The following is a 22,147-nucleotide window of genomic DNA, read 5'->3' on the forward strand; positions in this document are numbered from 1 at the left end:
ACGGCTTGATTTTGGTTGGGTCAAAACCTGGACCGCTATCACCAACTTTAACAGAGACGGTTCGCCCGTCGTAGGTCTGGATGACATATTGCCCAGCGCCACCGCCGTGACGATACCCGTTGTTGAGCGCCTCCTGCAGAAACCGAAATACGCAGATTTTCGCTGAGATCGAGAGCTGAGGAGACGTGGGTGATAGGGAAAGCTCGACCTGTGTGCCTGTGCGCTCAGCATGGGCTTTGAGGGCACGTTCGACTACTTCCCGCAAATTTGCTCCTTCGATCTGCGGCAGGACAAGACCGCTACAGATCGTGCGGATCTCCTGCATCGCGTCATCCAGACTGGATTTGATTGACGCGATCTCGCCGTCTCGTACCTTACGCGAAGTTCGAGGATTGCTGATAATGTCGCTGTCGACCTTCAGTGCGGCCAAGGCGACTAGCTGCGCCGGGCCATCGTGGAGTTCGGCCCCAAGGCGTCTGAGGTACCGTTCATTGAGGGCCGTCGTGCGCTGGCTCGCCCGCTGGAGCTTCGCGCTTAGCTCGCCGTTCTGCAATAGAAGTTCAGACAGTTCTCGAATCCGCTGCTTCAGCGCCTTGTCTTGACTGTCTATCGTCCTGCTTCCTCTGAACACGAGGGCCGATAAAATAGCGAAAAACGACATCGTAAATGCCACAACCGCGATCCAGCTCTGCAGGCGGGCGTGGTTCAGACTGTGCTGAAAATCGGTGGCGATTTCATAAAACTCCAGGACCCCGACGACTTCCCCTGACCATGGCTGCAGAACCGGATTATAAATTTCGAGCACCGGCAAGCCGCTATCTTGTACGGTTTCACTGCCGACATCGTCGGCATGGTCGTACTCAGCAACCATCGTCCCGGTTAGTGCCGTTTGCAGCTCGTCGCTAATCGGTAGTTTTCGTCCAATCAGAGCTTTGTCGTTTGAATAGAGAATGGTGCCGTCGGGACGCCACAGACGAAACGACATTAGCCGTTTCCCTAGTGTGCCCTGGCCCAAAGTCTCGTCCAGTGCTCGTTGCACCGATTCGCTGAGATCTTTGTTAGTTTGCATATCGGGTAGGAGGGGCGCAATGACACTGTCGACGTAGAGAGCGGTCGCAGCCCCGGTATTCCTGGTGACTGCAGCTTCAATCAGACTGGTAACGAACGCTCCGACTATGATCGTCGCGCCGAGAGACACTAAACCTCCGATGAGGAGGAACTGTTGGGCCAAACTGGGTGTATTCCAGCGGTAACGCTCCGCGAACAACCGCATGATCGATTCAGCTCCCAAACGTCCGCTCATATTCCGGCGGCCTCTATGGTCACAAAGTAAGGCGCGGAGGCAGTTCGTCAATAACGCAGGCCCGACAGAAAAAGGAAAGGTCTTAACGTCGAGGGGGAATTTCTGAGCCGGGGCTGCCGTCTTAAATACAGGCAGAAGCGCAGGCACGAACTTCGCCGCTGAACGCGCGGTAGGTGTTGTCGTCCGGCATTATAGGGGCGATGTCGCCCCAAGCACCACTGAGCGTGCTCGTCTCCCCTATGACCATTTGCAACTACATTCTGGCATTTACCAATACCATCCTCACGAACTTTATCTATGGCAAAGCCAGCCATGCCATACGAAGCGCGCTTGCAGATCAGTTTTTGCGGATTGGCTATCCATTTTTCCTGCAGCAAAGCCCCGGGAGGTTGCTGAATATTATTTCCAACGAGTCCTGGCGGGCGTCGGATGCGATGCAGAATGTCCTTGCGGCAACCGTGAATGCATCGGCTGCCGTCATTCTGCTCGGCTTACTACTGCTCCTTTCATGGCAAATGGCGTTGTGCGTCGCGCTTGGCCTTGTACTCGTCCAGCTCGCGCACGCCATTTTGTCGGCGAGCCTTAAAAACCTCGAGCCGCACTGTCACATCGCTCCACAGCGAACTTGCCGCCAGGGTGCTTCACCTCGTCCACGCCGGACGGCTGATCCGTTTGTTCGGGTAGGAGCCACGCGAAAAGGCGGGCTTTGATGCCGCATCTGATGCAGTACGAAAGGCGGGATTCGTCCTTCAGACCAGGCAGGGCGCTCTGCCGCCGCTGCCCGAAGTGCTGCACTCGGCCGCTTTTCCTGGCGGCGGTCGCACATAGAATGATTTCAATGCAGTGATGGCTCGTAACGATCTGCGCGACGCCCATTCAGAAGAACCCGCGTTATCAGAAATCCGCTGAGCACGAAGAAAGGGCGTACGCCGAGGTGCCCCACGTGGATCCGTCGTCGGCGAAAAAATGGGCGTATAGCACCATCGTGACGGCAACGGCTCGCAGCCCATCCAACTGTCGGTCGCGTGTATTCGGCATAGGCACCTCTCAGCGATCAATCTTGATCAGGCGTTCTCCTCGATAGTACCCACTCCCCAGTGCCGTGCTTGCCGCCCATTTCCCGTCTTCTGTGTCCGTGGAGACATGTAAACCGTTGAGGCGGACCCTGAGACTGTCGGGCGAATTCGGCCGAACTTTGTCCAGCAGCAGCTCGATCAGCCTCTGGTCACATAGTTTCTAGTCCGCAGCATCCAGTTCGGCATCGGGCGCCGGTTCCGGAAGGGTGTCGCGGATTTGATCGATCTTGCCAAACTCAGGCCCGACGCCAAGGATATCCTTGGCCCTATCCAGAGTGTCGTCGGTTACAACACCGTCCTTCGTGAAGCGAGCGAGCGCTTCGCGCAATGCCTCATCGCTTAGGGCCGGGTCAGTCGGAATGACGTCCGTACCATTCTCAGCTTCGAACTCCGCATAGGCAATTGCATAGGCGGAAACCGCCGCCATGCGAGGATCATTCGAGTTTAAGTATGCGTGATAGTTGCGGTTGAGCGAGTTTATTCCGGCAGTGTTAGAGCGAGCCGCCTTCAGGTTTGCCGTCTTTGTCGTTCTTTCCGCCCTGAACGGCATTGTCAACCATCGTCAGGATGGTCTGATAAAGCTCTTCTTCGGCCTGTCCGACCGTCATGTCGTCCGATCGCAATAGCAGTAGGAGAGGGATCCGAGCGCGTTGCCCAGAGACCGGCAGCGGCGATCGTGCCGCGCCCGCGAAGGGGCTAGGGCCGTTGGGCAGAAGAACGATGCGCGATGAGCTTTGTCCGTCTCGCCATCAGCGATGGAAATGACCGGTTGCGACAACAGGTAGGCGAGAGCTTCGCGCGGATTTCGAACGACGTCAAAATGATCCTCGCACTCTTTCTTCACCTCGACGTTTGCATCCCAAATCGTTGTGTTCATAAAACACTCCTTTGGCCAGTTGCTTCAAGCATGGTTTGGCTCGGCGTCTCACGAGACTCGTAGCGCGTCTTTCATCGTCGCCATGAACGCTGGTTTCGGAATCGGCGGACATCGTGCGTTACATGGACAAAAGCAACTCGGAGACGCTTTGAGACTGCGGGCTTTCTGGATTGACTCCAGGGCTACGATGCGAACCCCAATTTCTAAGTTTGAGGGAGATGTCGCTCAGGCCTCAAGGAAGTTTGCGGAGAAGGTACACCGACAATTGACGACCGGCTTAGAAGGGTCGAACGTTCGATTTGGCCATCATAATATGGCTGGGGCGCCAGGTTCAGTGGATCTTCCGGATCCAGACCTCCGGCAAAGCCGAGGCGCAATCTCATAAGTACTTCTTGCATGGCCTGCACCGTCTCGACCGACTCCCACCCTTTTCTTGTCGCTTCGGCGATGATCTCCTGCATAATGCGTTCTATGCACTCCTGACATTGCAGGTCACGATCAGGATGATATTCGCATAGTTTCGGGGCTTCGATATGCATGTGTTCCTCCTTGAATTCTAAGGTAATACGTGTGATCAATCCTTCCCCTCACCGACTAGGTACCTTTTGTGCACGGTGCCAGTCCTGCAGAGCAGGTTACGGACACCGCGCAGCCCGATCCACCTCAGGGAATGTTTCGCAGTTGTCTCCGTCGCTCGCGATCAATCTTGTGGTGACGGGACCGCGCAGCGACTTCGAGGCTAACTGTCGGAGAAGACCAGCACCGAATAACACGTCAGCAGCACGGGGCCCGGAATCTCTTTGTTACGCATTCCACGGCCGGAATTCATTCCCCGGCCGTTCCTCGTCTTTTGCAGATTGATGCTGTTCAATATGGGGAATTGCACAGGCGTCTTGGCCCGTTGTAGGGCTGATAAGTGTTGTCGTAAGCCCGGTAGCTGCGGTAACGATTGGCGCACCATTCCACATGACTGCCTCCGTATCGCACCGGCCGATCTGCAACCGCTCCACCTATAATGGCGCCGGCGGCAAATGCACCCAGCGGGAACCATGCGCCGTTATATTGACGATATCCGCGGCGCCGTTCGTAGTATCCACGGTGGCCGTTGTAGTAAGCCTCATTCCCACGCCGGTAAAATCCTTCGCGTCTGCGCCAGTCATCGCCATCGCGTCGGCGCCAGTCACCATCGCGTCGGCGATATTGTACAACTTCAACATCTTGCCCGAGTTGAGCGATTTGAGCGTGCCGAGGTCCCGTAAAAGCTCCTGCGGGAGCGAATGAGGTCGCGAACATTGCGACCGAAAGCGCGAGGGGCGCGATATTCAAACCTAATATTTGCATCGTTTTAGCCTTTCAATATGCCGTTTACTTCACCGCCACTTGAACGACCCACCTCCGCCTATGTTCCGTAAATCCAGCGTCCGGGACCTTTGCGCTTCCGACACAAGACCTTAGTCCGGTGTGGCATCGACCGATGCCCGCTACCTGGTAATCGCCGGGCTCGACCCGAGCCGAAACGAATCCCGCGTTGGACACGAAAAAAGATCATTGCAAAACTGCATGCCTTCCCTCACCCGCATTAGGCACTAGATTAGGTGCGGAGACATGAAAGCGATATGAATGCCGGGCACCGAGGACGATTCAAAGCCAAAACGTGGTCGTGGAGCGCCTGTATCCAGGAAGGCGGATACTCCGCAAACAGGTCCCGATGAACCCCAAAAGTCGCAGCCCGTAAAGGTTGAGGAATCTGCGCAACCAGCCGATGCAGGCATCCCTTCCACCGCGAAAGAGGATCTGGGGCCACCCTTTGGACGAAGCCGGCCAGCAATTCAGCAACTCGCATCTGCACTGCGCCATGATCTTGGGACGATATGGCGGCGCACGACGGCGTGGCTTTTACACGCGTTACGAAATCTCAAGAAACAATCTCAGAATCTCAATACCTCGCGGCCGGGCTTCCGACGTGAAGTTATCTCATCACGCCTTGCGGTACACGCAGCAAAGCTACGGCCCCTACTTCTCGGCAGATTGTCCTTCATGAAGTTCTTCAAGCGGGTGAGATGGCGCTCCTGGGGCGCTATTTCGACATTGGTTTTGCTAAGCTTTCTTTTGGTTTCGGCCAGCCTTCTATTCCTGGCGCTGAAGGGCGTCCCGTGGCGGGAAATAGCCGATGGATCTCTGAAGCCAACCACGGTGCTAGTGACCGCGGATGGCCAGCCACTGGTGCGGCAGGGTCCTTTCCAGGGACCGCTGGCACGCTACGCACAATTTCCGCCCCACCTCGTGGATGCTGTTCTCTCAATCGAGGATCGGCGCTTTATGGAGCATTACGGTATAGATTTATGGGGCATATCCCGCGCGTTGGTCAGAAATTTCCAGGCCGGTGAAATTGTGCAAGGTGGCAGCACGATTACTCAGCAACTGATTAAGATCCTCTACTTGGAAAGCGACCGGACACTGAAGCGCAAGATACAGGAGGTGGTTATCGCTTTTTGGCTGGAATGGAAACTGGGCAAGCGGGAGATCCTCACCAGGTACTTAAATTCGGTTTATCTTGGCGCAGGAGCGACGGGCATGCCCGCTGCTGCGCGTGTCTATTTCGACAAGGATATTGAAGCACTCGATATCAGGGAGTCTGCGATGTTGGCAGGTCTCCTGAAGGCGCCGAGTCAGCTAAACCCGATTGATAATTTTGACGGCGCCCGGCAACGGACGACAACCGTGCTCGACGCGATGGTGGAAAACGGAAAACTGAACCTGGATGAGGCAAAGGGGGCGAAAGCCGAATTCGCCGCGCTCCATTTTACGCCTCCGACGGCTCGCGCGGGCAGTTGGTTTGCCGATTGGGTCTCAGGACAGGCGCGTGAAATAGCAGGTCCGTCCCCCGGCTCGATGACGGTCCGGACGACACTGGTGCCCCGTCTCCAGCAAGCCGCAGAAACAGCAGTAAAGCGCGCCCTTGATGAAGAAGGAGTATCTCGCGGGGTATCGCAGGCCGCACTGGTGGCAATGACGCCTGATGGAGCAGTTGTCGCAATGGTGGGCGGACGCGACTATAAGGCCAGCCAGTTCAACCGCGCTGTCGCGGCCATGCGGCAGCCAGGGTCTACGTTCAAGCTGTTCGTATTCTATGCAGCCTTGAAAAAGGGCTTTACCCTCGGGGATCGGATTGACGATAGCCCAAACGAGATCGATGGCTGGTCGCCGGAAAACTCGGGCGGAAGATATCATGGCCGTGTCACGCTTGCCGAAGCCTTTGCTCGTTCCCTTAACGCCGCCGCCGTCGCCCTTGCACAAGAGGTCGGAATCGATAGAGTCGCAGCCGCAGCCAAGGAACTCGGAATTGATGCAGTTCTAGCCAAAGGTCCAGCACTTGCTCTGGGCGCGTCAGAGGTCAGTCTGCTGGACTTGACTGGAGCCTACGCATCGGTGCGCGCCGGACGTTCCCCGATTGAGCCCTGGGGCGTCATCGATTTTCAGGCGGAAGCGCAGCCGCGCGCTTTCCGTATTGGACCGCAGATCAAACCTTCGGTGGATATTTCCGAGTACCAGCAGGACCTGATCTCGTTGCTCCAGTTGGTCGTGGAACGAGGCACGGGACGTGCGGCAGCCCCCGGCATCTTTGCAGCTGGCAAGACAGGCACCAGTCAGAACAATAGGGATGCGTGGTTTGTCGGATTCACGGAGCCACTGGTTGCAGGTGTTTGGGTGGGCAACGACGATGGCAGGCCAATGAAGGGCGTCACCGGTGGCGACGTTCCCGCTCAAATTTGGCGTGAATTCATGCAAGCTGCCCTGGCTGACACGAGTCCATACCCTGACCCCGGGACGGATAGTGTGGTCGGTGAAAAGGAAGCAGCGCAATCGTGCAATATTCGCGCCTGCTCTCGAAATTACCGCTCCTTCCGTGTTTCAGACTGCACCTATCAGCCATATCGGGGCCAACGGCGAATTTGCGAGAAATAACGTTGATGGAGACCTGAGACCTTGTTTCTTATCGATGAGCGTCCAAGAGCCAATATTCCAATCATCGAAACGACATTAAGGCAAGGTTGCTGGCGTCAAGAGACCTCACGAAAGGGGATCATCATGAACGTAGCACGCTCTTTCAATAACTGCCGCAAGTATCGTCAGACCGTTACCGAACCTGGCCGCATGAGCTCGCGCGAACTGCAGGAGCTCGGCATCGATCGCGCCGACATCCAAAGCGTTGCCCGCCATTCGGTCGCTCGTTAAGCGGCTTTTCCCAGGTTATCTTGAAAGACTATCCGCCCGCTGATGACGCGGGCGTTTCCGTATGTGGCCTTCCATGAAGCCCGGAGTTGGAGATTTCTTTCGTCAGGAACAGGCCATGCATACTCCGCATAGCTGCACTGCAGCAACGTCTGTTTAATGTGCGGCGAGAACGGGTATTATGGTTTTCATCGAAGCGATGCACCTCCTCCCGCAGAGCTTCGATTTCAGACGGCCCACTCCTCCTCCCAAGGGGCGTCTGTCGGAACAGCGGCACCCCTCCTCCCGACTGCTGTTCGGTTTTTTTCGGAAAGCCTGCCGCAACTCCTCCCGCGGCAGGCTTTTCCGTTTCAGGGTCGGGTGCATCAAAGTCCGAGATCGAGTTGCGGTTCTTGCCCGCTCTCTTCGGTGTTGAGCGACGAAAGGGTGACGCCTAAGAGCCGGACCGGACGTTTAAACGGAAACACCGAGGCGAGCAGGGTCTCTGCAATCTCCAGGATCACGTCGATGTCCGAAACGGATCCGGACATGGTCCTGCTGCGGGTTGCCTGGCTGAAATCCGAATATTTGATTTTGGCGGTGATCGTTTTGCCCGTGATGTCGTGGGCCTCGCAATACCTCCAGACTTTCTCGGCCAGGGGCCGCAACTCGGCTTTGGCCAGATCGAGATCATCCATGTCCTCAACGAACGTGTCTTCAGCGCCAACCGATTTGCGGATGCGATCGGGTCTGACCCGCCGTTCATCGATGCCGCGGGCGATGCCGTAGAAATAGGGACCGGACTTGCCAAAATGCTGCTGAAGGAAGGCGAGGGACTTCGACTTGAGATCAAGCCCGGTTTCGATGCCGTGCCGTTTCATCCGCTCGGCCGTCGCCGGCCCCACGCCATGGAATTTCTTGACGGGGAGGGCTTCGACGAAACTCGGGCCGTTCTTTGGCGTGATGACAGCCTGGCCATTCGGCTTGTTCAGGTCGCTCGCCATCTTGGCCAGGAACTTGTTGTAGGAAATGCCGGCCGACGCATTGAGGCCGGTGACGACCTTGATCCTCGCACGGATCTCCAGCGCAATCTCGGTGGCAATGTCCATGCCTTTCAGGTTCTCGGTAACATCGAGATAGGCTTCGTCCAGGGACAGCGGCTCGATCAACGGCGTGTACTCGGCAAAGATTTCCCGGATCTGCTGCGAGACCTGCCGATAGACCTCGAAGCGCGGCGGCACAAAGATCAAATCCGGGCATTTGCGCTTGGCGGTGACCGACGGCATGGCCGAATGCACCCCGAAGGTCCTTGCCTCGTAACTCGCCGCTGCCACAACACCACGAGCTGCCGATCCGCCAACGGCCAATGGCTTGCCACGCAGCTGCGGGTTATCACGCTGTTCGACCGACGCATAAAATGCGTCCATGTCGATGTGGATGATTTTGTGTAGCGGCCGCACGCTATCCATCGCTTCGGCTCTCAAAGTGGCGCGGCAAAGTCGGTGCATCCCGCGCTGGCTGTTGGTCGCGACGGTGGCCGATGATCACAGCAACACACCTTCATCGTCCAAGTCCGGCTTGGGCTGGGGCGGCACGATCACCAGCATATTGGCGGGAAGGGGGCGTTGCAGATGGCGAGCCTCGTCCCACGGCGCCGTCAGCCAGGCATCGACTTCTTCCGGCGTGGTGAGAATTGCCGGCATGGCTTTCTGATGGATGGGAGAGACGATTTCGTTCGGTGATGTTGTCAGAAACCCGAAGAGTTCGTATTCCTGCTCGCCATCCCTGACTTTGCGCACGCCCTTCCATGGCGTCCAGAACCCTGCGAAAAACATCAGCGGCCGATCTCCATTTCCAGCGAACCAGGCGTTCGGCACACGCCCGCCTTCGACCTTGCTGGCTGGATCCGGTTCGGCAAAGGAGGTGAACGGGACGACGCAGCGGCTGGTGGGTCCAAGCCAGCGGCGCCAGTGCGGCGAGGCCACATTGCGGATATTGGTGACGCCGGGATCGTAATTCTTTACATAGGCTGGTGGTGACGGCATGCCCCAGGTCGCCCTTGCAATCTCCCGCTCACCATCCTCTGCGACGCGGACAATCGGCGCCTGATAACCCGGGTAAACGTCGAAGCTCGCTTCGTTCCAGCCGGCGCGATCCCGAAGGGCTTTCGTGAACTGAATAACTGCATCACGGGTGGTGGTCACATTATAGAGATTGCACATCGATCCTCTCCTATTTCCACATGGCTCGCATACGCGCGCCAACGTCGATACGGATTTGCTGGGCGCTTCGCTCGGAGGAAGCTACTGAGGCCTTCGGCCAGGTTGTCGTCTCGAAGAACTGAAGCAGCGTTGCCGGAATGAACCGGGTTCTTGCTGCATAAACGTGCCGATCACCCTGCGAGTTCTGTCCGTGGGTAAAAAACCGCTGCGGCGTAATCAGCGCCAAATTGTCTCTGGCGCGGGTCATGGCGACATAGAGCAGCCGGCGCTCTTCCTCGAGTTCCTGGCTGGTCCCAGTTCCTAGATCCGACGGTATGCAGCCATCGACCACATTGAGCATGAAGACCGCACGCCATTCCTGGCCTTTTGCCGAATGAATGGTCGACAGGATCAGATAGTCCTCGTCGAGCAGCGGCACGCCGGCCTGATCGCTGGTCGCATCCGGCGGATCAAGCGTCAGTTCGGTCAGGAAGCGCTCACGCGATGGATAGCCGCTGGCGATCTGCTCAAGCTGCAAGAGATCGGCCTTGCGGGTGTCGGAATCCTCGTGGATGCGGTCGAGATGCGGCTCATACCATAGGCGAGCCTGCCCGATATCCGAAGGCCAGCCATCTTCGGTCTTGCGCAGGCCTGCGAGCAACTGGACGAAGGATGTCCAGTCGTCGCCGGTCTTGGGCGGCGGCGGGATTTCGGCAAGGGCCAACAGAGGCTCGGGGTCGGCCGCAATCGTCTCGAGAATATTGCCGGCCGTCTTTGGACCGATCCCCGGCAGCATCTGCAAAAGCCGGAAGCCGGCGACGCGGTCACGCGGGTTTTGCGCGAACCGCAGCACCGCCAGCATGTCTTTTACATGGGCACTATCGAGAAATTTCAGGCCGCCGAACTTGACGAAGGGAATGTTACGGCGGGTGAGCTCAACCTCCAGCGGACCACTATGACTGGACGTGCGAAACAACACGGCCTGGTTCTTCAGCGTCATACCGGTCTCGCGATTGACGAGTACCTGGTTGACGATGAAGTTCGCCTGCTCGGTTTCGTCCTTGACGGTGACGAGTTTCGGTTGCTCAAGCGATTGCCGGTCGGTCCACAGGTTTTTGGTGAAGCGCTCGCGGGCCAGATCTATGACACCATTCGCGGCAGCCAGGATCGGTTGTGTCGAGCGGTAATTGCGATCGAGCGTGATGATATCGGCAGCCGGGCTGAAGGATGATGGGAAATCGAGGATGTTGCGAACCGTCGCTGCCCGGAACGAATAGATCGACTGTGCGTCGTCGCCAACCACAGTCAACCCACGGCCGCCGGGTTTGAGTGCCATCAGCACCGAAGCCTGAAGCTTGTTGGTATCCTGGTATTCATCGACCATCACATGATCGAAGCGATTGCCGATATCGTCGGCAAGATCGGGATCGCTGACCATCTGGGCCCAATAGAGCAGCAAATCATCGTAATCGAGCACATTCTGGGCCTGCTTGGCTTCGACGTAAGCGGCAAACAGCTGCTTCAGCTGTTCTTCCCAGCCGCCCACCCATGGATAGTGCTGGCGCAGGATTTCGTTCAGCGGCGTCTGCGAATTGACCGCACGCGAATAGATCGACAGGCAGGTGCCCTTGGTCGGAAAGCGGTTTTCGGTCTTTGAGAATCCGAGCTCGTGACGGGCAAGGTTCATCAGGTCGGCACTGTCTTCGCGATCGTGGATGGTGAAATCCACGTTCAGTCCGATCTGCCCGGCATAGATCCGCAGCAATCGCGCCCCGATCCCGTGAAACGTTCCGGCCCAGGCCAGCGCATCGGTCAAAATCCCGGAATTGGCGCCGAGCACCTGTTTGCAGATCCGCTCGACGCGGCGCGACATTTCTGACGCGGCCCGTCTCGAAAATGTCATCAGTAGGATCCGGCGCGGATCGGCGCCGTTGACGATCAGATGCGCGACCCGGTGCGCCAAGGTATTGGTCTTGCCGGATCCGGCGCCGGCGATGATCAGCAGCGGTCCCGCCGTCTGTCCGTCTGCCAGTCCAACGCCGTGTTCCACAGCCTGCCGCTGTTGCTCGTTAAGTTTTTCCAGATAGGCAACCGTCATGCTGTGATCCCCGATAAGTGCCTGTCTGTTCTGGCTGTTTTGGTTCGGATGCCCGTCGCTTGTGCGTCGCGTTCCGCCATCCGCGCCCTGCCTACCGCCAGAATCAGCATTGACTCATTTGGAGGATAAGAACAAATAATGAACATATCAGCCGCGATGGCCGCTGAAAAGCCCTGAACAGCATCAGAAAGATATCCGCAGCCTATGCATAACTCCGCCGTCAATCCGACCGTTGCCGATCTTCGCGAGCGCATCCAGGGGCTCGAAGGTGCAACTGTGCGCAAAGGCGAGGTTCTGTCATTCGGTCTTGCCGATATCGATACCAGGCTTCCAGGCGGCGGGCTTGCTTTTGGCGCCTTGCACGAGGTGGCCGGTGGTGGGGCCGATGCGGTGCATGGCGCGGCCGCCGCTCTCTTTGTCGCCGGCATCGTCGCGCGAACCAAGGGGGACGTGCTCTGGTGCCTGACTCGGCCCGATCTGTTTGCACCTGCGCTCGCCCAGGCGGGGCTCCATCATGACCGGGTGATCTATGTCGAGGCCGACCGGGAAGAGGATGTGCTCACCAATTTCGAGGAGGGACTGCGCTTCGGCGGGCTTGGCGCCGTCGTCGCCGAGCTGGTGCGACTGCCGATGACCGCCTCGCGGCGGCTCCAGCTTGCGGCGGAAACGTCGGGAACGATCGGAATTGCGCTTCGACGATGGCGCCGCCCGACGGAGGCAGCAGACTTCGGTCACCCCACGGCTGCCACGACACGGTGGCGCATCAGCGTCCTTCCCTCCGAGCCGCTTCCCGTGCCGGGCATCGGCCGAGCGAGATGGTTGGCGGAACTGATCAGAGCAAGGGCGGGAGAAGCCGCCGAATTTGAAATAGGTGCCTGCGATGCCACGGGTCGTATCAGTCTTTCTCCCCACGCTATCAACGGACAGGATCAGGCGCGCGGATCCCGGAATTTTGGTTGAAACACCGGTCGTGGTCGTTTCCCGCAGTGGATCGAAACGCACCGTGGCCGCGGTCGACGCCGCAGCCTTCAAGGCCGGCGTTCGGATCGGTATGCCTGCCGCGAAAGCCCAGGCGATGATATCCGGCCTGCATCTTGTCGATGCCGATCGACAAGGTGATGCCTTGGCGATTGAGCGCCTGGCGCTGTGGATGTTGCGCCAATATACCCCGGTGGTGGCCATGGATATTCCCAACGGCATCGTCATGGATACCGAGGGTGCGGACCATCTGCGCGGCGGCGAGATGCCGATGCTCACCGGCCTCATCAACATTTTAAGGGGCCACGGCCTTCAGGCGCGGGGTGCAATTTCAGACACCTGGGGTGGCGCCCATGCCATAGCCCGCACGACCCGGCGCGAGGTGATCATCGTCCCGGTTGGAGAAACGGGCAAGGCCGTCGTCAACCTGCCAATTTCAAGCCTCCGCCTGCCGCCCGACATTGTCAGCGGTCTGGGCGTGCTTGGGTTTCGCACCGTCGGCGAACTTTCGGCAACGCCACGGGCGCCTTTGGCTTTGCGTTTTGGGCGGGAGGTCGGCCGCAGGCTCGACCAGATGTTCGGGCGCGTCGCCGAACCGATTGACCCCATTCGCACGGCCGACCTGATTGAAGTGGCCAGATCTTTTTCCGAGCCGATCGGGGCTGCCGAAACCATCGGGAAATATATCGGCAAGCTCGTGGTCGAACTCTGCGCCGCGTTGGAGACGCGCGGGCAGGGCGTTCGCCGCGCCGATCTGATCATCTATCGCGTCGACAACACGTTGCAGTCCCTGCGTGCCGGAATGGCCAAGCCGGTGCGCGATATCCAGCGTCTGACAAAGCTTCTCTGTTCCAGCATCGAGCAGATCGACCCCGGTTTCGGCATCGAAAAACTGTCTCTTGCCGCGACGATGATCGAGCCATTCGAAGAAAAGCAGTCGATCTCCTCGCTTGTCGAAGAAACCGTCGTCGATGTGACGCCACTGCTCGACAGTTTTGGAAATCGCGGCCAACGCATGTACCGGCTGGCCCCTGTCGAAAGCGACGTTCCGGAGCGCAATGTCGGACGCGTCTCCCCCATTGCCGCAAAACTCGGTCAAGCCTGGCCGACCCGCTGGCCGCGGCCAAGCCGCATGTTGCCGCGCCCGGAACGGATCGAAGTGATTGCGCTCACACCCGATCATCCGCCGGCATCCATGACCTGGCGGGGCAAACGCCGGCGCATCAAACGCGGCGACGGCCCGGAACGGGTCTTTGGCGAATGGTGGGTGCGCACATCCGAGATGGAGGCGGTGCGGGACTACTATTCAGTAGAGGACGAGGACGGCAATCGCTTCTGGGTCTATCGCTCCGGCGATGGTGTGGATCCTGCGACCGGAACAGCCAAATGGTTCCTGCACGGGATTTATGGCTGATGCGCTACGCCGAGCTCCAGGTCACCAGTCATTTTTCCTTTTTGCGCGGCGCATCCGGCTGCGATGAGCTGTTCACGACCGCCAAGGCACTCGGCATCGAGGCGCTTGGCATCGTCGATCGCAACAGCCTGGCCGGGATCGTGCGCGCCTGGGAGGCGGCCAAAGAAACCGGCGTCCGGCTGGTCGTCGGCTGCAGGCTCGATTTGACGGACGGCATGGCGATGCTGGTCTATCCGACGGACCGGCCGGCCTATTCGAGGCTTTGCCGGCTCCTCTCGCTCGGCAAGGAGCGGGGCGGCAAGGGGAAATGCATCCTCGATCTGTCGGACGTCGCCCTTTATGCAGACGGACTGCTCGCCGTCCTGATCCCTGACGAGGCTGATGATGGCTGCGCTGTCCAGCTGCGCAAAGTGAACGAGATGTTTGGCGACCGCGCCTATATGGCACTGACGTTGCGCCGGCGGCCGAACGATCATTTGCGCCTGCATGAGCTCAACACGCTGGCGATCCGGCACACGGTTCGACCGGTCGTTACCAATGACGTGCTGTTTCACGAGCCGGGCAGGCGCCAGCTGCAGGACGTCGTCACTTGCATTCGCCATCGAACGACCATAGATCAGGCCGGTTTCCTGCGTGAACGGCACGCCGATCGTTTTTTAAAGCCGCCTGAGGAAATGCACCGTCTGTTCAGCCGCTATCCTGAGGCACTCGCCCGCACCCGCGAGATTGTCGATCGCTGCCGCTTCGACATGAACGAGCTCACATACCAATATCCTGAGGAAGCCATCATCCCCGGATTGACGGCACAGCAGTCGTTGGAGAAGTTCACCTGGGAGGGCGTCCGGGATCGATATCCCGAGGACGTGCCTGATGATGTGGTGAAGACCCTCAATCACGAGCTCGATCTGATCCGCAAACTCGATTACGCGCCTTACTTTTTGACGGTCTACAGCATTGTCCGCTACGCGCGTTCGCAGAATATTCTGTGCCAGGGTCGCGGCAGTGCGGCCAATTCCGCCGTCTGTTATGTGCTCGGCATTACTGCCATCGATCCCGCCTCAAACGATCTGCTGTTCGAGCGTTTCATCTCCCAGGAGCGCAACGAGCCGCCGGATATCGATGTAGATTTCGAACATGCTAGGCGTGAAGAGGTCATCCAGTGGATCTACAAGACCTACGGCCGGCAAAAGGCTGCCTTGTGCGCGACCGTTACCCGTTACCGCGCCAAGGGCGCGCTTCGTGATGTCGGCAAGGCGCTCGGCCTGCCTGAAGACATGATGACGGCGCTGTCTGCCGGCGTCTGGGGTTGGAGCGAGGAGGGCGTCGGCGAAAAGCAGGTCAACGAGCTCAACATGAACATGTCCGATCGCCGCCTGCGTCTGACATTGCAGCTGGCCCAGCAACTGATGGGGGCGCCCCGTCATCTTGGTCAGCATCCAGGCGGCTTTGTCCTGACGAATGACCGCCTCGACGAACTGGTACCGATCGAACAGGCCCGGATGGAAGATCGCCAGACGATTGAGTGGGACAAGGACGATATCGAGGCACTCAATTTCATGAAAGTCGATGTGCTCGCCTTGGGAATGCTCACCTGCATGGCCAAGGGCTTTGCCCTTCTGGAAGAACACAAAGGCATAACGCTGGATCTCGCCACCATCGAGCCGGATGATCCGCCGACCTATGCGATGATCCGCAAGGCCGACACGCTCGGCACTTTCCAGATCGAATCCCGTGCACAGATGTCGATGCTGCCGCGGCTGAAACCGCAGACCTATTACGACCTGGTCATTCAGGTGGCGATCGTTCGCCCCGGTCCGATCCAGGGCGACATGGTGCACCCGTATCTTCGGCGGCGCGAGGGCAAAGAGGCGGTCGTTTATCCGAAGCCGGAACTGGAGGCCGTGCTCGGCAAGACGCTGGGCGTGCCGTTGTTTCAGGAGAGCGCGATGCGTGTCGCGATTGTCTGTGCCGGCTTTACCGCCGGCGAGGCCGATGCGCTCAGGCGCTCGATGGCAACATTCAAGTTCACCGGCGGTGTCAGCAAGTTCAAGGACAAGCTTGTCCAGGGCATGGTGAAGAACGGCTACACCGAGGACTTTGCCGAGAAGACCTTCTCGCAGCTTGAGGGATTTGGCTCCTATGGCTTTCCCGAGAGCCATGCCGCCTCTTTTGCCCTCATCGCCTATGCCTCATCCTATGTAAAATGTCATTATCCGGATGTGTTCTGTGCCGCCCTCATCAATGCGCAACCGATGGGGTTCTATGCGCCAGCGCAGATCGTTACCGATGCGCGAGCCCATGGTGTGGCGATCCGCCCGATCTGCATCAATCGCTCTCGATGGGATTGCACGCTTGAAGAGATCGAGGGAACCGACAGCCATGCCGTGCGTCTCGGGATGCGTCTGGTCAGGGGGCTGCCCGAACAGGATGCGGCAAAAATCGCGGTCGCGCGCGGCGACGAACCCTTCGTTTCCGTCGACGATATGTGGCGGCGCGCCGGCGTGCCGTCGGCTTCCCAGGTCAAGCTGGCCGAAGCCGATGCATTTCGGCCGTCCTTGAAACTTGAAAGGCGCGATGCGCTCTGGGCGATCAAGGCCTTGCGCGACGAGCCGCTTCCGCTGTTTGCTGCGGCCGCCGATCGCGAGCGGGCGGTATCCGCCGAACAGCAGGAACCGGACGTGGTGCTACGGCAGATGACGGAGGGCGCCAATGTCGTCGAGGATTACGGGCATACGGGCGTAACGCTGCGAGCCCATCCGGTCAGCTTCCTGCGCGTGGATCTCACCCGGCGAAACATCGTCAGCTGCGCCGAGGCAACCTCGGCGCGCGACGGTCGCTGGCTGATGACGGCGGGTCTTGTTCTCGTCCGTCAGAAGCCGGGAAGCGCCAAGGGCGTCATGTTCATGACCATCGAGGATGAGACAGGCGTTGCCAATATTGTCGTCTGGCCGAGCCTGTTTGAAAAGCAGCGCCGCGTCGTGCTCGGATCCGCAATGATGGCGATCAACGGCAAAATCCAGCGCGAAGGGGGCGTCGTGCATCTGGTGGCGCAACGGATGTTCGATCTGACCGGCGATCTGGCGAGCGTGGGCGAGCGGGACACTTTCCGGGTGCCGAGCGGACGTGGCGACGAATTTGCCCATGCATCGCCCGGCAGCCCGGATAGCCGGGAGCGGCGACCAATGGGGGTCAAGGCCCGCGAAATTTACATAGATGACCTTCATATCAATACGCTGAAGGTGAAAAGCAGGAATTTTCAGTGATTTCGGTGGGCGGCTACAGAGGAGATGCGGTTAAAAGCAAGGCGACAGGGACACTGAGTGCTGACGCAGTCAATGCCCACACAGATGCCAACTTGATCAGGCGCATTTTTCGTGCGCGGTCTTCGTCCCACTCGTACGCCATGCTCAGTCCTCCAAGCGGCAATGAAGCATTCCGAGGGATTTGAGTCGAGTCGAGAATTAATGCAGGACAGCAGTTCGTATCTCTTCAAGAGCTTCTATGTGCACGTCCATTGACGAACTGTTTGCCGACCTCGCGCTTAGTCCGACGAACGGTAGCTTTGCGCCTTTATTGCACGAACCCGCTGCGCCGAAGGGAGTGTGCGGTGAGGTTGAATGGGATTTATCTGAGTTCTAGGCAGGCGGTTGGTGTAAGCAGATCTTGCTGGCGATCACGCTGGAGGTCGTCGTTGCGCCGGCACGGCTATTGCTTATCCTCTGTGCAAATGGCGGCAACAGGTTCAAGATCGGACATAATCACCGTCATTGAACGACACCGGCCTTGCGTAGCCCCTCCATGACGAGCTCGAAGTCAGCGGGGTTCTTGAAGGGCAAGACTTTGCGACGGTATTCCAAGGAGTAGTCGGGATTGACGCGCAGCACCTCTTGCCACGTCGCGCGAGCCTCTTCGAAACGGCCGAGGTGCCCGTAACAGGCGGCCAGAAGCGCGCGCGAGACATCGGTGACGGGGTTGCGGCTCACGCGCTGCAGCAACAGTTCGACGGCCTCTTCGTACCTTCCCAGTTGAAACAAGGCCCAAGCCTGAAAGTGAATAACGATATCCGGAAAGTATGGGTTCAGCACCCTCGCCCGATCGAAATAGGCGAGTGCCTCCTCGGATCTGCCTGAATAGACAAGTGCCTCGCCGAGGCTGACCTGCCCTTCGGCGAAGTTCGGATTGAGGACTATCGCACGCTCGGCCTCGCTGATGGCTCCATCGTGCTGTCGCGAGTAAAGGTTGACCACACTCAGCGACCAGTGCGCCACGGGATCGCTATCATCCCGCGCGACTGCCAGCGTCGCAGCCTCTTCGGCTTGCTCGATCGAGCGCTGCGGCAACGCGCTCCACCGGTTCAGGTAGTCAAGCGCGTGGGTAAGGGCGAGGAAGGCGTGCGCCGAGGCGAAGTTCGGGTCTAGTTCAACGGCACGTTGCAAAAGGTCGCGGGCGTCGCTGTTCGTTTGCTTCGTCAGCCGGTGCCACAGCTCCCGGCCACGCAAGAAGCAGTCATACGTCTCGGGGTGCCGGGGCTGCCCCGGCGCAAGTCTTTGCCGATCGCCCTCTGTCAGATTGACCGCCAGCGCGCCGACGATCTGCTGCGTGACATCGTCCTGAACCGCGAATATGTCGGTGAGGTCGCGATCGAAACGCTCCGCCCATAGATGCCCGCCGGTGGTCGCGTCGATAAGCTGCGCGGTGATGCGTACCCGGTTCCCCGATTTGCGTACGCTGCCCTCAAGTATATACCGCACGCCGAGCTTCGTGCCCACCTCCTGCACATGGACGTTCTTGCCCTTGAAAGTGAACGACGAATTGCGAGCGATGACGAAGAGCTGCGACAGCTTCGATAGCGCCGTGATGATGTCTTCCGAGATGCCGTCGGCGAAGTAGTCCTGTTCGGCGTCACCGCTCATATTGGCGAAGGGCAGGACGGCGATCGACAGGTTCGGCGACGCTGCCGTCGCCGGTTGGCTCGTCGAGGTTTCGAAGGTCGCGGCTAAATTGGTCCCTGTGCTGCCGACTTGCAGTGAATAGACCCGGATCGGCTCGGCGATGTTCTTGAGCTGCGTGCTGCCGAGATCACTAACCGAGAGGTCGAGCCTCGCCTTAACTTGGCGATAGGCATCCTCGGATAGGCAGATGGCGCCCGCCGCGGCGACGCCCTCCAATCGCGAGGCGATGTTGACGCCGTCGCCCATCAGATCGCCGTCGCTTTCCTCGACGACGTCGCCCAAATGGATACCGATCCGGAACTCAATGCGACGGTCCTGCGGGACGCCGCGATTGCGCTCCACCATACCGTTCTGCACCTCAATGGCGCAGCGCACGGCGTCCACCACGCTGCGGAACTCGACCAGCGCACCATCGCCGGTGCGCTTTACCACCCGGCCATGGTGCACGGCGATCGTCGGATCGATGAGATCGCTGCGGAGTGTCCGCAACCTCGCCAGGGTGAGGTCCTCGTCGGCGCCGGCAAGCCGGCTGTACCCAACCACGTCCGCGGCCAGGATTGCAGCCAGCTTTCGGTTCTCGCTCATGGCGCTGTCTCCTAACTTCCACGATAGCAGGGAGAAAGAGGGCAAGAAAGAACTTTTAGCCGCTGCTCAGAGCGATTCTGGTTGAGATCGAGTTGGCCATGGTGTGTTTAAGTGTCGACCTTTGACCCCTTTCGGCGCCGAAGGTTGACCCCGGTGGACATATGCTAAAATCCAGCAAGACTACAGGGTTGTTGCGCGAGACCGGGGTCAACGTTCAGCGCCTACGACGGAGTCAAACCCCACTCCGAAACGCATCTAAGCATCGCAAATGGGTTTGAAGTCCAGTCATCGGCGCCTATCTTCGGCTTACACGCCAGATGATGTTACCGACATCGTCGGCGACGAGCAGGGCGCCGGTCCTGTCGAAGGCGACGCCGACCGGGCGGCCCATGGCCTTGTCGTCACGGCCGATAAAGCCGGTGAGGATATCCTTCGGCGGTCCTGAAGGTTTGCCGTTGCGGAAGGGCACGAAGATCACCTTGTAGCCGCTGTGGACACTGCGGTTCCACGAGCCATGTTGGCCGACGAATGCACCGCCGCGATAGGCCCGACCGAGCGACGAACCATTGGCGAATGTCAGCCCGAGGGAGGCGGTGTGGGAGCCGAGCGCATAGTCGGGTTTGATTGACTTCTCGACCAGATCCATGCGTGGCGGCTTGGCCCGAACATCGACGTTCTGACCGTAATAGCTGTAGGGCCATCCGTAAAAGCCGCCCTCCCGAATGGAGGTCATGTAGTCCGGGACGAGGTCGTCGCCGATCTCGTCGCGTTCGTTGACGGCGACCCAGAGCCCGCCGTTCTCCGGATTCCAGGAAAGTCCGTTCGGGTTTCGCAAGCCCGAGGCGAAGACCCGCGTGCGGTGGGTTGCGAGATCGACCTCCAGAAGGGCGGCGCGGTTTTCTTCTGCCGCCATGCCGTTTTCCCCGACATTGCTGTTGGATCCGACGGTGACGTAGAGCTTGCTTCCGTCGCGGCTGGCGATGACGTCTTTGGTCCAGTGATGATTGATCGGCCCGGCGGGTAGATCGACAATTTTTTCCGGCCGCGCCGTTATCCGAGTCTGGCCATTGGAGTAGGGGAAGGCGACGATGGCGTCGGTATTGGCGACATAGAGTATGCCTTTTGAAAGCGTCATGCCGAAGGGCGAGTTCAGACCCTCGATGAATGGCTTGCGGACGTCGGCAATGCCGTCATGGTTGGTGTCGCGCAGCAGCGTGATGCGATTAGCGCTTTCAGTCGCAGCGCCAGCGCGCTTCATCGCCGCACTCATGAAAACTCTGCGCAGGCTGAAGCCGCTTTCCTTCTTGGCGGGAGCATTGGTCTCGGCCACCAGCACGTCGCCATTTGGCATCACGTGTAACCAGCGCGGATGGTCAAGGCCTCCCGCAAAGGCGTTGACCGTCAGCCCCATGGCCGGTTTTGGCAGGGCTCCGCCCGGCCATCCTTTCGCCTCGACGATGTTGATGGTCGGGATCAGGGTGGGCCGCGGCTTCGGCAGCGTCGGGTTCGTGCCGTAGCCGCCGCCACTCGCTGTCGCCTCCGTTCTTTGCCCCGAGACAGCAGCGCAGGCCGTGAGCAGCGCGCCAGCAATCAAGACAACCGAAATTTGCGAGAAGCGGGGTTTCATCGGATGTTCTCCATGGGAATTGCACCTCTGCACATCAGACGCATAATCCATTCAGAGTATTCCTCAGTCCTCGGCCGGTATTGAGCTGAAACGGCCCGCCTTGTCATACTGTGCCAAGCGCACTGCATCATCAAGGCGGCGGCCACAGGAGGATGGAAATTCACCATCGACGCTATTTAGAACCTAACCGGCGGCTCTGAATTCCTGTCCGAGTCGTCGGTGACGCTGATGAGGACCGACGGATTTGCTAACTGGACCAGGGTCTCCACCTCAGCGTGGGTCTTCAACCAGTTCTTCGAATTCGAGGTGAAGGTCGGCTCGTTGTTCGATAGGGACTATAGGACCGACGCCCAGGTTCAGGAATTCATCGACGAACTGCTCCATCGACCTGTTCCTCGATCACGTCGTGAGCGTCCGCCCTCAGGAAGACGAACACGCGTAAGTATCTTGGCGGTGATTTCGAAGCTCGGGCGAGCGAGTGTCGGAGCCTGCCAATAGCCTTACGGAAAGTCCGCAGGTAGCTACATTTTCCGCCAGCATTTTTAGTTGCCCCGCTAAGACTGGTGCGGCAGGACCCTAGTTAGAAATCAACGCGTGCGGTCCGCTAAATTACGCGTCGGCAGTTACTTTCTACTGCACAAAACCGGTAAACGGGAATGTCCGCCAAAGCGAGAAATTCGCCGTGATCTCAGGGTCGTGATGACACGTTCAGTCGAGGGAACAGCAAAGATCGTGGGCGACCTTTCGAAGAGGGGCACTCGATCATCCGTACCATCCCCAGTACCTTGAGCGCATCAAACGATTGCGACGATCCTGACAGCCCA

The 22,147-nt window shown here is 59.0% G+C and carries 14 protein-coding genes and 3 pseudogenes; 6 read left to right on the top strand and 11 right to left on the bottom strand.

What is annotated here, in order from left to right; translation table 11 throughout:
• The coding region (locus ACP7E0_RS26650; protein WP_426129367.1) for a sensor histidine kinase at positions 1–1,303 on the bottom strand (1,303 nt) is incomplete at its 3' end.
• Positions 1,304–1,560: 257 nt separating this feature from the next.
• Between ACP7E0_RS26650 and ACP7E0_RS26655 the strand changes: the two are divergent.
• Positions 1,561–2,110: pseudogene (locus tag ACP7E0_RS26655) on the top strand (ABC transporter transmembrane domain-containing protein); the annotation flags it as partial.
• Between the two features lie 11 nt (positions 2,111–2,121).
• On the opposite strand, the pseudogene ACP7E0_RS26660 reads toward ACP7E0_RS26655, so the two are convergent.
• The 5 genes and pseudogenes from ACP7E0_RS26660 to ACP7E0_RS26680 form a co-directional block, all read right to left on the bottom strand.
• Positions 2,122–2,341, bottom strand: a pseudogene (locus ACP7E0_RS26660) (acyltransferase family protein); the annotation flags it as partial.
• Positions 2,342–2,539: 198 nt separating this feature from the next.
• Positions 2,540–2,911: pseudogene (locus tag ACP7E0_RS26665) on the bottom strand (hypothetical protein); the annotation flags it as partial.
• 72 nt (positions 2,912–2,983) lie between these two features.
• A complete protein-coding gene (locus ACP7E0_RS26670) occupies positions 2,984–3,256 on the bottom strand; it encodes a hypothetical protein (protein WP_426129369.1) in 273 nt (90 codons plus the stop codon).
• Positions 3,257–3,459: 203 nt separating this feature from the next.
• Positions 3,460–3,795 (bottom strand): hypothetical protein, encoded by a 336-nt coding sequence (locus ACP7E0_RS26675; RefSeq protein WP_426129370.1) that lies wholly within the window; start codon positions 3,793–3,795, stop codon positions 3,460–3,462.
• Positions 3,796–4,123: 328 nt separating this feature from the next.
• Entirely contained in the window at positions 4,124–4,591 is a 468-nt protein-coding gene (locus tag ACP7E0_RS26680) for a BA14K family protein (RefSeq protein ID WP_426129529.1), read from the bottom strand.
• A 285-nt stretch (positions 4,592–4,876) separates the two neighbouring features.
• On the opposite strand from ACP7E0_RS26680, the gene ACP7E0_RS26685 reads away from it, so the two are divergent.
• Complete coding sequence (locus tag ACP7E0_RS26685; RefSeq protein ID WP_426129372.1) at positions 4,877–7,222, top strand: PBP1A family penicillin-binding protein; 2,346 nt, start codon at positions 4,877–4,879, stop codon at positions 7,220–7,222.
• Between the two features lie 123 nt (positions 7,223–7,345).
• Entirely contained in the window at positions 7,346–7,492 is a 147-nt protein-coding gene (locus ACP7E0_RS26690) for a DUF1127 domain-containing protein (protein ID WP_426129374.1), read from the top strand.
• A 362-nt stretch (positions 7,493–7,854) separates the two neighbouring features.
• On the opposite strand, the gene dinB is transcribed toward ACP7E0_RS26690, so the two are convergent.
• The 3 genes from dinB to ACP7E0_RS26705 all read right to left on the bottom strand — a co-directional run bounded on the left by dinB (position 7,855) and on the right by ACP7E0_RS26705 (position 11,767).
• Positions 7,855–8,937, bottom strand: a complete 1,083-nt coding sequence (gene dinB / locus ACP7E0_RS26695; protein ID WP_426129375.1) for a DNA polymerase IV — start codon at positions 8,935–8,937, stop codon at positions 7,855–7,857.
• A gap of 75 nt (positions 8,938–9,012) precedes the next feature.
• Positions 9,013–9,690, bottom strand: a complete 678-nt coding sequence (locus ACP7E0_RS26700; protein ID WP_426129376.1) for an SOS response-associated peptidase — start codon at positions 9,688–9,690, stop codon at positions 9,013–9,015.
• 10 nt (positions 9,691–9,700) lie between these two features.
• Complete coding sequence (locus ACP7E0_RS26705; RefSeq protein WP_426129378.1) at positions 9,701–11,767, bottom strand: ATP-dependent helicase; 2,067 nt, start codon at positions 11,765–11,767, stop codon at positions 9,701–9,703.
• Between the two features lie 204 nt (positions 11,768–11,971).
• Here ACP7E0_RS26705 and ACP7E0_RS26710 point away from each other — a divergent pair, with 204 nt between their 5' ends.
• The 3 genes from ACP7E0_RS26710 to ACP7E0_RS26720 are packed head-to-tail and all read left to right on the top strand — an operon-like array spanning position 11,972 to position 17,422.
• Entirely contained in the window at positions 11,972–12,727 is a 756-nt protein-coding gene (locus tag ACP7E0_RS26710; RefSeq protein WP_426129380.1) for an ImuA family protein, read from the top strand.
• A complete protein-coding gene (locus ACP7E0_RS26715; RefSeq protein ID WP_426129382.1) occupies positions 12,648–14,159 on the top strand; it encodes a Y-family DNA polymerase in 1,512 nt (503 codons plus the stop codon). The genes ACP7E0_RS26710 and ACP7E0_RS26715 overlap by 80 nt, the downstream gene beginning before the upstream one ends.
• A complete protein-coding gene (locus ACP7E0_RS26720) occupies positions 14,159–17,422 on the top strand; it encodes an error-prone DNA polymerase (protein ID WP_426129384.1) in 3,264 nt (1,087 codons plus the stop codon). The genes ACP7E0_RS26715 and ACP7E0_RS26720 overlap by 1 nt, the downstream gene beginning before the upstream one ends.
• Positions 17,423–17,923: 501 nt before the next feature.
• On the opposite strand, the gene ACP7E0_RS26725 is transcribed toward ACP7E0_RS26720, so the two are convergent.
• Together ACP7E0_RS26725 and ACP7E0_RS26730 are read right to left on the bottom strand one after the other, a co-directional pair.
• Positions 17,924–19,696, bottom strand: coding sequence for an adenylate/guanylate cyclase domain-containing protein (locus ACP7E0_RS26725; protein ID WP_426129386.1), 1,773 nt, complete (start codon positions 19,694–19,696; stop codon positions 17,924–17,926).
• 295 nt (positions 19,697–19,991) lie between these two features.
• Positions 19,992–21,323: a PQQ-dependent sugar dehydrogenase gene (locus ACP7E0_RS26730; protein WP_426129388.1), complete on the bottom strand. Its 1,332-nt coding sequence runs from the start codon at positions 21,321–21,323 to the stop codon at positions 19,992–19,994.
• Positions 21,324–22,147: the final 824 nt, after the last annotated feature.

Source organism: Pararhizobium sp. PWRC1-1 (assembly GCF_049897905.1).
Lineage (GTDB): Bacteria > Pseudomonadota > Alphaproteobacteria > Rhizobiales > Rhizobiaceae > Pararhizobium.